This is a genomic window from Pseudovibrio sp. Ad37 (genome assembly GCF_001623075.1).
Taxonomy (GTDB): Bacteria; Pseudomonadota; Alphaproteobacteria; order Rhizobiales; family Stappiaceae; genus Pseudovibrio.
Genome location: NZ_LMCF01000130.1, coordinates 1 through 965 on the forward strand (window position 1 = coordinate 1; position 965 = coordinate 965).

The 965-nt window shown below is 51.6% G+C and carries 2 protein-coding genes; both read right to left on the reverse strand.

Going from position 1 to position 965, the window contains the following annotated elements:
* On the reverse strand, nt 1-499 hold a 499-nt coding region (locus PsAD37_RS17635; RefSeq protein ID WP_153039788.1), incomplete at its 3' end, for an IS630 family transposase.
* A gap of 23 nt (nt 500-522) precedes the next feature.
* Nucleotides 523-879: a winged helix-turn-helix domain-containing protein gene (locus tag PsAD37_RS17640; RefSeq protein WP_063297272.1), complete on the reverse strand. Its 357-nt coding sequence runs from the start codon at nt 877-879 to the stop codon at nt 523-525.
* Between the last annotated feature and the right edge of the window lie 86 nt (nt 880-965).

Genomic DNA, 965 nt, shown 5'->3' on the forward strand with positions numbered 1-965 from the left:
CGGCCTGCCACAGTGCTTGATAACTTCTTGCTGCGGCCTTGCGGATCAAGGCCTTGAGTTTGGAAAATGCCATCTCGATGGGATTGAGATCCGGACTGTAAGGTGGGAGGAATAAAAACCATGCACCGCGCTCTCGCAAACATTGCTCTGCCCTGAGGCTTTTGTGACTGGACAGGTTGTCAAGAATGATGACGTCGCCAGCCTTCACGGTGGGCGCAAGCTGCGTTTCGATATATTGCTCAAAGATTTGCCGGTTCATGGGACCGTTGATCACCCATGGAGCGTCCAGCCGGTCATGACGCAAGCCAGCAATAAAAGTCTGGGTATTCCAGTGGCCAAACGGCACATCCCCATAAAGCCGCTCTCCCTTTGGAGCCCATCCAGTTTGCTTGACCATGTTTGTTTTGAGTGCGGTCTCATCGATAAAGATAAGTCTTTCCATAGTCTTGCGCATCACTGGTTGGCGGTAGTTGATCCAGATATGACGGTCAACCTCCACATCTAAGCGGCTCTGCTCGGTTGCTACAAGCGTCTTTTTTTATGAGATAAACCAAGGCGGTGCAGCAGTCGGCCCACCGAAGAGCGGTGAACTTTGAGGCCATGCTGAGCGCTCAGCTCCCGCGCTAATTCATCAAGCGTGAGATCACTTTTTTCCTGCAGACGCAGCCGAACCCACTCATGCAGCTTGCTCAGCTTACCATGACCGGGATTGCCTTGCCGTTTGGCCTGCAAGCTACCGCTCTCCCGCTTCAACCTGACCATATCATTGACGAACTTAATCGAAACCTGAAACTGTAAGGCTGAGGCCCGATGGGTGTTGCCCGCCTCAACAAACGCAACAACCCGTTCACGTAATTCTATCGGATATGGCTTGCCCATGTGCCCTCCAAAAACAAGGATGGCAACATTGAATCACAAAAAGTTAAAATGAGAAACCTGAATCAGATCTGGCGCAGCACGCTCTA

Excerpts from the sequence above, each read along its gene's own strand:
- PsAD37_RS17640 (WP_063297272.1), bottom strand. The coding sequence starts at position 879 with ATGGGCAAGCCATATCCGATAGAATTACGTGAACGGGTTGTTGCGTTT.